Below are 7753 nucleotides of genomic sequence, written 5' to 3'. Positions count from 1 at the left end.
GGCAGGGGTGGAAGGGCAGTAATGTCCGGAGCTGACTGTTACTAATCGGTCGAGGGCTTGACCAAAATGGTTCTAAAGAATGTGTTTAGTTGATATGCAGTTTTGAAGGTGCAAACCTTTCAACTTTCCTCGATAGCTCAATGGTAGAGCACTCGGCTGTTAACCGAGTTGTTGCAGGTTCGAGCCCCGCTCGGGGAGTTGATGGCCTCGTGGTCAAGCGGTTAAGACACCGCCCTTTCACGGCGGTAACACGGGTTCGAATCCCGTCGAGGTCATTCAATCATTATATTTTCGTGCCGATGTGGCTCAATTGGCAGAGCAGCTGATTTGTAATCAGCAGGTTATCGGTTCGAGTCCGATCATCGGCTTTTTGGACCTTTAGCTCAGTTGGTTAGAGCAACCGGCTCATAACCGGTCGGTCCCGGGTTCGAGTCCCTGAAGGTCCATTTTACCCGGGTATGAAGAAATGATTGAAAACGACACATGGCCTAGTGGCTCAGTTGGTTAGAGCGCCGCCCTGTCACGGCGGAGGTCGTCGGTTCGAGTCCGATCTGGGTCGTTTATATGGAATCTTAGCTCAGCTGGGAGAGCATCTGCCTTACAAGCAGAGGGTCATAGGTTCGAGCCCTATAGGTTCCATTCAATGTGAAGCAATTCGCATTTATGCCTTTGCAGGCATTGAGGAATGCCGGCGTGGCGGAACTGGCAGACGCACAGGACTTAAAATCCTGCGGACCTAATCGTCCGTACCGGTTCGATTCCGGTCGCCGGCATTTAAAACAAAATATGTGTGTGTAGCTCAGCTGGATAGAGCACTTGGCTACGGACCAAGGTGTCGGGGGTTCGAATCCTCTCACGCACGTTAGTAACAAAAAGAGACAGGACTAGATGTTCTGTCTCTTTTTGTTACGAGCCGAGGCGGATGATACGAACCCGTGATTATTCACGGGTTCGTATCTCGCCTCCGGCTCGGTCGTTGCTGAACGTGTGCCACTGGCACACAGCAACCTCTCACGCACTGATAATTGATATCAGATGGAGCGTAATATAGAAATTATAGGTTATCAATAATTTTGGATGCATTTTGCACATAGTTTTATAGAATTTTTTTAGGAGGTACTTCAGATATGAGTAAGCTTTTGGTGGCATGGCATCATTTTAAGACGATTACGATGCATAGAATTCTGGTGATGCAGGGATGTTTCAAGATGGGGTTGTACTGGCAGGGGTTGACACATGATCTTTCGAAGTATTCCCCAACGGAATTTAAAACAGGCGTTCAGTATTATCAAGGAGACAAGAGCCCGAATGCTGCAGAGAGGGAAGCAAAGGGCTATTCAGAGTCCTGGCTGCATCATAAGGGCAGAAACCGTCATCATTATGAATATTGGACGGATGTGACGAAGGATCGCAGTCTTGGTATTGTCGGAATTAAGATGCCGGTTAAATATGTAGCTGAAATGTTTGCGGATCGCGTAGCTGCCTGCAAAACTTATGAAAAAGACAGGTATACAACGATGAGTCCGTGGAGATACTATAAGAGAACGAAAGAGTATATTACAATTCATCCGGAAACACGTAAGCTTTTGGAACGCTTGCTCAAAATGCTGGCAGTTAAAGGCGAGGATGAAGTATACCGCTATTTGCGATATCTGATCAGAGTAAAAAAAACATATTGAGAAACACATAAAAAAACAAATCCGGGTCATACTATTGACGTACCATAATTAAAGGAGGTTAATCGTATGGCAAAGAATAAAACAAGCTACAATAATAAAACATCCGACTGCAGTAACAGTACGAATAGTACCAATAGCACAAACTGCAGAAACAGCGCAAGTGATAAGGCAGGGCATGCAGCGAAGAGCGCATACAAAAATACCGCAGATAGCATGAAAAACAGTGAAGATTCGGAAGATGAGTATTCACAGAAGAACACTTATAAAAACGCATACAAAAACAGTAGGGAACGATAGAAGAATAAAAATAATTTGACAGCTGCCGCAGTCTATTCGACTGCGGCAGTTTTTTCGCATATAATATAAATAAAAGGAGTATTTGAAAGTCATGGCATTTCAATTAATTTCCGCAAGGGAAGCCGAAAGCCTGATGAATCATTGGGAGTATGTTGTTATTGATCTTCGGAATGACAGAGATTACAGAAAAGGTCATATGCAGGGAGCTCTCAATCTTCCCTATGAATTTCTGGATCATTATATAGAAAAACTTCCAAAAAACAGGCGATATATCCTTTATTGCAGCCATGGCGGGGCCAGTATGCTCGCCGGCAGAAGGATGTCAGAACAGGGGTTGGATGTTTTAAGTATAAGTGGTGGAATTTTATCATACAGGGGTCGCTTATTTGTATAAAAAGTCAAAAATAATAAATTACGTAAGGCGTGTCTTGCCTGAGATTTATAAAAAGTATATACTAAAGATTGAAGCCGAACGGACAGAGGAGAAGAATAATGGAGAATAATACATTTGAATATGTTGTACCATGTCATTTTGGCATGGAAGCCGTACTTAAAAGAGAAATTATGGCACTGGGATACGAAATCGTCAATGTGGCAGATGGCAGAGTTACCTTTAGAGGAGATGAAAAAGCCATTGCACGGGCGAATATTTTTTTAAGAACAGCAGAAAGAGTTCTGCTCTGTGTAGGCAGATTTAAAGCAAGGACTTTTGATGAACTTTTTGAGGCAACGAAGGCGATTCCATGGGGAGATTATATCCCGGTCAACGGAAAATTCTGGGTCAAAAAGGCTTCAACAGCCAAGAGTCAGTTATTCAGCAGTTCGGACATTCAGTCAATTGTGAAGAAGGCAATCGTTGAACGTCTGAAGATGACATACAGAGTAGATTGGTTCAAAGAAGACGGAGATGAATATCCGTTAAGAGTTTTTATCCTGAAGGATGAAGTAACGCTTGCACTGGATACCACAGGTGAATCACTTCACAAGAGAGGTTATAGAAAATTGACCGGTAAGGCACCGGTGTCTGAAACACTGGCGGCGGCATTGATTATGCTGACACCATGGAATAAGGATCGAATTCTGGTAGATCCCTTCTGTGGCAGCGGAACATTTCCAATTGAGGCAGCAATGATCGGCGCCAATATTGCACCGGGTATGAATCGTGAATTTACGGCTGAGGCATGGAAACATCTTCTTCCGATGAAGGGGTGGTATGATGCAGTGACAGAGGCTAATGACCTGATCTGCAATGACGTGGAGATGCGTATACAGGGATATGATATTGATGGTGAAGTTATCAAGGTTGCGATGGCCAATGCCAGAGAAGCAGGTGTGGATCATCTGATCCATTTCCAGCAGCGTCCGGTCAGCGAACTGCGTCATCCGAAGAAGTATGGTTTTGTGATTACAAATCCGCCGTACGGTGAACGACTGGAGGAGAAGGAAGCTTTGCCGGCTCTTTATACAGATATCGGTAATGCGTTCAGACATTTGGACAGCTGGTCCTACTATGTACTGACTTCTTATGAGGATGCCGAACGATATATTGGGCGAAAGGCAGATAAGAATCGTAAGATTTATAATGGTATGATTAAGACTTATTTTTATCAATTTATGGGACCAAAGCCACCAAAAAGAGTGGATAACAGGAGGTTCAATTGAAACACTTAAAGCGTTTCATTGTTCTGGCAATGGTACTTGGCATAGGAGGTATTCTTTGGATGCGGGTACCTGCCACACAGTTTCGCGGGCAGGATTCTCAGGAACTGACCAGACATTACAATTTAATTAAAGCAAAGGACATTAACAGCAGAACAATTAGCCTCTATAGTGATGACCGGAAAGTGGAAACGAGCGGCAACGACCAAATCTGGATGTCAGATGATATGACATTAATGATTCCGGAAACGATGGTTAATGATCTCTTTCAATGTACAGCGGCCAGGATGAATGGTGATATCATCAAACTGATCAAAGGTCAGAAAACCTGTGAGATTGACATTCAAAAAAATCGGGTTCGGACGGATGACGGATGGACAGAGGCCAGGATAGCAGAATTTGATCGGCATGGCAATATCTGTCTTTCTGTGAACTATCTTGCAGATTATTTTGATTATGATTATCAGTGGGATGATGAAAATAACACGGCAATGCTGGCGACACCGGAAGATGAACCGGTGTCACTGCCAGTCAGATATGATCTGCGTGATTATGGAAGAGTTTCTGAAGTAAGGGACCAGGGAAGCTGGGGAACCTGTTGGGCTTTCGCTGCTTTGTCTGCATTGGAATCTTCTCTGCTGCCGGATGAGAAATGTGAGTTTTCTGTCGATCATTTGGCGATGAATAACGGATTTAATGCGGATCTGGACGATGGCGGAGATTATAATATGGCATTAGCGTATATGACAAGCTGGAGGGGCCCTGTGACGGAGGCGCAGGATCCTTATGGCGATGGGAAATATGAAGATGGCCTCAGTGCGGCGGTACATCTTCAGGATGCGGTGATTATCAACGAAAGGGATTATTCGCAGATTAAGCAGTTGATTATGCAATACGGAGCTGTGCAGTCGGCAATCTATTCCCAGCCGGATATTCGTTCACTCAGCGCCTATTATAATGAGGAAAACGCCGCTTATTATTATCCCGAAAGTCAGGAATGCAACCATGATATTGATATTATCGGATGGGATGACACCTATCCGAAAGAAAATTTTGTTACAGAGCCGGAGAAGGACGGCGCTTTTATCTGCAAGAACAGCTGGGGGGCCGATTTCGGTCAGAATGGATTTTTCTATATATCCTACGAAGACCCGAATATTGGTGTCTATGGTGTATCTTATACGGGTGTGGAAGATGCAGATAATTATGACCGGATCTATCAGACGGATTTGCTTGGATGGACGGGATCTATTGGATATAATGAACCAATGGCCTGGTTTTCAAGCGTTTATCAGACGGACAGCAAGAACACGCTTCGGGCGGCAGGTTTTTATGCCACGGATGCAGAGACATATTATGATATTTATCTGGTGAGAGATTTTGAGGGCATTGAAGATATGGACCGCAGAGTTTTTTTACAGAGTGGCTATATTAAAGATAAAGGCTATTATACCATTCCATTGGAGAATCCACAGCCCTTGGAGGCAGACCAGCGCTTTGCGGTGATCGTGCAGATATACACCATGGGCTCCATGCATCCAATCGCGATAGAATATGTATCCAACGAGCTGACGGTGGAGGCCGATATTTCTGATGGTGAGAGCTATATGAGCTATAATGGCAGTTTATGGAGCCATATGGAGGAAGCATCCGCATGCAATGCCTGTCTCAAAGCTTATACAGATTTAACTCCGGATCAATAAGACGGGGATGAATTGTGACGGGTATTCGTTGGGAGAATGAGGAGAGATAATTATGCAGCGCATTATATTTGCAACAACCAATGAGAATAAAATGAAAGAGATCAGAGAGATTCTGGCGGATTTTCCGGTAGAAATCCTGTCCCTTAAAGAAGCCGGTATTCAGGCGGACATTGATGAAAATGGCAGCAGTTTTGAAGAAAATGCGGCAATTAAAGCGGAGGCCATCGAAAGAATGACTGGTGCGATTGTGTTGGCAGATGATTCAGGACTCGAGATTGATTATTTAAACGGTGAACCGGGAATTTATTCTGCACGTTACATGGGTGAGGAGACTTCGTATCACATCAAAAATGTCAATCTGATAGAAAGATTAACAGGCGTTCCGGATGGAAAGCGGACGGCCAGATTCGTGTGTTGTGTGGCAGCGGCTTTCCCGGACAGAAAAACAGAAGTTGTCCGGGGAACAATTGAAGGCCGTATAGGCTATAAAGAGGAAGGGGAAAATGGCTTCGGCTATGATCCGATCTTTTATGTACCGGAATATGGTTGTACAACGGCATCTATGTCTTCGGAGACGAAGAATGCCATTAGTCACAGAGGAAAGGCATTGCAGCTGATTAAGCCTGTTATAGGCGCTTATCTTGATACAAAGGGGATATAATGAGAGTACTTCTTGTCAGTGATTCACATGGAAGAAATCAGAATATGGAAAAGGTTATCAGAAAAGTCAGTCCCGTTGATCTTCTGATCCATCTGGGGGATCTGGAGGGCAGTGAGGGCTATCTGGAGGCAATCGCACCTTGTCCGGTAGAGATGGTGGCCGGCAACAATGACTTCTTTTCAAGGCTTCCGAGGGAGAAGGTCATTACGATTGGCAGGCATCAGATCTTTATGACGCATGGCCATAATTACTATGTGAATTATGGCTATGGGGAATTAAGGGCAGCAGCAAAATCAAGAGGGTGCGATTATGCTTTCTTTGGCCATATTCACAGGCCTGTGTTGGATGATACGGAAGAAGTAACTGTTGTCAATCCAGGAAGCATTTCTCTTCCAAGGCAGGATAATCGAAGACCATCCTATGCGATCCTGAATGTCAACCGAAAGGGAGATTTTGACATCGAAATCTATTATCTCTAGGGAGGATTCTGCGGTTTTTGAAGTCGGATAGCAGCCATTTTTGTTGAATTACATATGCAAAATAAAAAATTTAAAAAAAATAAAAAAAAGGGTTGACATTTTGCTGTTTGTAATATAGAATATATCTTGCGTCACGGATGAAATGCTGTTGATGAAACGGGGTGTGGCTCAGCTTGGCTAGAGCGCTTGATTTGGGATCAAGAGGTCGCAGGTTCGAATCCTGTCACCCCGACGATGTATGATTTACATCAAAACAAAACATTGTTTTTTGAATATGAGTCTGTAGCTCAGCTGGATAGAGCAACGGCCTTCTAAGCCGTGGGTCGGGGGTTCGAATCCCTTCAGGCTCGTTTCTCTTTGCTTAATTGCGAAGTGGTATGGTGGGTATAGCGCAGTTGGTTAGCGCGCCAGATTGTGGCTCTGGAGGCCCAGGGTTCGAATCCCTGTATCCACCTTCATAGAACTGATGTAAGTTTTATGCAGGACTTTGGGCTATCGCCAAGCGGTAAGGCACAGGACTTTGACTCCTGCATTACGTTGGTTCGAATCCAACTAGCCCAGCTAATTGGGTGAATTAAATAAGATATGGGATATTAGCTCAGTTGGTAGAGCACTAGACTTTTAATCTAGGTGTCCCGGGTTCGAGCCCCGGATGTCTCATTTGAGCAAGCCTGAGAAGGCTTGTTTTTCTTTCCGGACTTATTGTTTCCGGAAGAAGAATTGAATAGATTATGCGGATATGGCGGAACTGGCAGACGCGCCAGACTTAGGATCTGGTGGGGTACCCCGTGCAGGTTCGATTCCTGTTATCCGCAGTATGCAAGGCAAGAAGCAGAAGCATTTTCTGCTTCTTTTTTATATTTCGCTGATAACTATGGTGGAAGTACCGGAAATTATGATACACTATCCGTATATTAGAATTTTGAGCAGATATGCGATAAGAGAGAAGGTGACAGCCGGTGGAAAATAAAGAAAGAGAAGTAAGAGGGATGGCAGTGGTTTGGAAACGCCTGATGGCTCTGGCGGTCTTTCTGCTTGTGCTATCCATGCTTGAGAGTGATGGTATTGAGCAGGAAATTATGAGAATCTCTATTGGATACTGCGCGGAAGGCGGCAGCCGGCTGGTCAGCTATGGGCTGGAAGAAGACAGATTTGAGGATCAGAACTTCATTCCGGTAATCTATATGTATGACAATGAAGCTGAGATGATGGACGCATTGGCAGAAGAAGAAATCAGCATTGCCCTGTTGGATGGCAATGAAATCGTATTCGATA

Annotated in this window: 8 protein-coding genes and 14 tRNA genes; all 22 read left to right on the top strand. The window is 44.4% G+C overall.

What is annotated here, in order from left to right; translation table 11 throughout:
- Positions 1-126 precede the first annotated feature (126 nt).
- Positions 127-198, top strand: a tRNA-Asn gene (locus WMO25_RS11895).
- A gap of 5 nt (positions 199-203) precedes the next feature.
- A tRNA-Glu gene (locus tag WMO25_RS11890) sits at positions 204-275 on the top strand.
- 20 nt (positions 276-295) lie between these two features.
- Positions 296-368, top strand: a tRNA-Thr gene (locus WMO25_RS11885).
- Between the two features lie 4 nt (positions 369-372).
- A tRNA-Ile gene (locus WMO25_RS11880) sits at positions 373-446 on the top strand.
- 39 nt (positions 447-485) lie between these two features.
- A tRNA-Asp gene (locus WMO25_RS11875) sits at positions 486-559 on the top strand.
- A 7-nt stretch (positions 560-566) separates the two neighbouring features.
- Positions 567-639, top strand: a tRNA-Val gene (locus WMO25_RS11870).
- Positions 640-687: 48 nt separating this feature from the next.
- Positions 688-773, top strand: a tRNA-Leu gene (locus WMO25_RS11865).
- Positions 774-788: 15 nt separating this feature from the next.
- Positions 789-862: transfer RNA gene (locus WMO25_RS11860), tRNA-Arg, on the top strand.
- Positions 863-1127: 265 nt separating this feature from the next.
- Positions 1128-1679: a DUF5662 family protein gene (locus WMO25_RS11855; protein WP_250799654.1), complete on the top strand. Its 552-nt coding sequence runs from the start codon at positions 1128-1130 to the stop codon at positions 1677-1679.
- 66 nt (positions 1680-1745) lie between these two features.
- Positions 1746-1976 (top strand): hypothetical protein, encoded by a 231-nt coding sequence (locus tag WMO25_RS11850; protein ID WP_256167287.1) that lies wholly within the window; start codon positions 1746-1748, stop codon positions 1974-1976.
- A gap of 91 nt (positions 1977-2067) precedes the next feature.
- Positions 2068-2370 carry a rhodanese-like domain-containing protein gene (locus WMO25_RS11845; RefSeq protein WP_227083164.1) on the top strand — a complete coding sequence of 101 codons (303 nt, stop codon included), beginning with the start codon at positions 2068-2070 and terminating at the stop codon, positions 2368-2370.
- Between the two features lie 98 nt (positions 2371-2468).
- Positions 2469-3638: a THUMP domain-containing class I SAM-dependent RNA methyltransferase gene (locus tag WMO25_RS11840; protein ID WP_227083162.1), complete on the top strand. Its 1170-nt coding sequence runs from the start codon at positions 2469-2471 to the stop codon at positions 3636-3638.
- Positions 3635-5338: a lectin like domain-containing protein gene (locus WMO25_RS11835; protein ID WP_349085489.1), complete on the top strand. Its 1704-nt coding sequence runs from the start codon at positions 3635-3637 to the stop codon at positions 5336-5338. Before WMO25_RS11840 ends, WMO25_RS11835 begins: the two co-directional genes overlap by 4 nt.
- Positions 5339-5390: 52 nt before the next feature.
- Positions 5391-5999 carry an XTP/dITP diphosphatase gene (locus WMO25_RS11830; RefSeq protein WP_250799652.1) on the top strand — a complete coding sequence of 203 codons (609 nt, stop codon included), beginning with the start codon at positions 5391-5393 and terminating at the stop codon, positions 5997-5999.
- On the top strand, positions 5999-6478 hold the full coding sequence (locus tag WMO25_RS11825; protein WP_349085487.1) for a metallophosphoesterase: 480 nt from the start codon (positions 5999-6001) through the stop codon (positions 6476-6478). Before WMO25_RS11830 ends, WMO25_RS11825 begins: the two co-directional genes overlap by 1 nt.
- 157 nt (positions 6479-6635) lie before the next feature.
- A tRNA-Pro gene (locus WMO25_RS11820) sits at positions 6636-6710 on the top strand.
- 44 nt (positions 6711-6754) lie between these two features.
- Positions 6755-6828: transfer RNA gene (locus tag WMO25_RS11815), tRNA-Arg, on the top strand.
- Between the two features lie 30 nt (positions 6829-6858).
- Positions 6859-6932: transfer RNA gene (locus tag WMO25_RS11810), tRNA-His, on the top strand.
- Positions 6933-6966: 34 nt separating this feature from the next.
- A tRNA-Gln gene (locus WMO25_RS11805) sits at positions 6967-7039 on the top strand.
- Between the two features lie 26 nt (positions 7040-7065).
- A tRNA-Lys gene (locus tag WMO25_RS11800) sits at positions 7066-7138 on the top strand.
- A gap of 73 nt (positions 7139-7211) precedes the next feature.
- Positions 7212-7293, top strand: a tRNA-Leu gene (locus WMO25_RS11795).
- A gap of 144 nt (positions 7294-7437) precedes the next feature.
- On the top strand, positions 7438-7753 hold a 316-nt coding region (locus tag WMO25_RS11790), incomplete at its 3' end, for a hypothetical protein (RefSeq protein WP_349085486.1).

It is taken from the genome of Coprococcus intestinihominis, assembly GCF_040096555.1.
GTDB classification, from domain to species: Bacteria; Bacillota; Clostridia; order Lachnospirales; family Lachnospiraceae; genus Coprococcus_A; species Coprococcus_A intestinihominis.
This window is presented reverse-complemented; position numbering and strand designations above follow the sequence as displayed.

Bases quoted from the DNA above. Each gene is read 5' to 3' on its own strand.
- WMO25_RS11855 (WP_250799654.1), top strand. From the start codon at position 1,128: ATGAGTAAGCTTTTGGTGGCATGGCATCATTTTAAGACGATTACGATG.
- WMO25_RS11850 (WP_256167287.1), top strand. From the start codon at position 1,746: ATGGCAAAGAATAAAACAAGCTACAATAATAAAACATCCGACTGCAGT.
- WMO25_RS11845 (WP_227083164.1), top strand. From the start codon at position 2,068: ATGGCATTTCAATTAATTTCCGCAAGGGAAGCCGAAAGCCTGATGAAT.
- WMO25_RS11840 (WP_227083162.1), top strand. From the start codon at position 2,469: ATGGAGAATAATACATTTGAATATGTTGTACCATGTCATTTTGGCATG.
- WMO25_RS11830 (WP_250799652.1), top strand. From the start codon at position 5,391: ATGCAGCGCATTATATTTGCAACAACCAATGAGAATAAAATGAAAGAG.
- WMO25_RS11825 (WP_349085487.1), top strand. From the start codon at position 5,999: ATGAGAGTACTTCTTGTCAGTGATTCACATGGAAGAAATCAGAATATG.